The organism is Brucella sp. RRSP16 (assembly GCF_052246815.1).
Classification (GTDB): domain Bacteria; phylum Pseudomonadota; class Alphaproteobacteria; order Rhizobiales; family Rhizobiaceae; genus Brucella; species Brucella intermedia.
This window is the reverse complement of the sequence record NZ_JBQQAM010000071.1, coordinates 1-257: the sequence shown is the minus strand read 5'-3', so window position 1 is coordinate 257 and position 257 is coordinate 1. Positions and strand designations below refer to the sequence as shown.

Genomic DNA, 257 nt, shown 5'->3' with positions numbered 1-257 from the left:
GACAGGCTTATCGGCGGCTCGCCTTTCGCGATTGAGGAGCGCGGCGATCCGCCGATAGCCATAGGTTGGCCTTTGATCTACCAGCCTGCGAATGATGGGCAAAAGCTCTGCATCCTCGGCCTTGTGATAGGAGCCGCGCGGCTTCGATCTGCCTTTCAGCCGCTCGTTGAGGTTGGAACGGGATACGCCCAGCGTGTCTGCGACGGCCTTCATCGCGAACCGTCCTTCGGCAACAAGATCGGCCGCGATATCCGTTT

1 protein-coding gene is annotated in these 257 nt (G+C 60.3%); it reads right to left on the bottom strand.

The window, feature by feature from the left end:
• Window positions 1-257 (bottom strand): IS3 family transposase (locus tag ACS5UA_RS22950; RefSeq protein WP_443101895.1); only part of this gene is annotated, 257 nt, incomplete at both ends.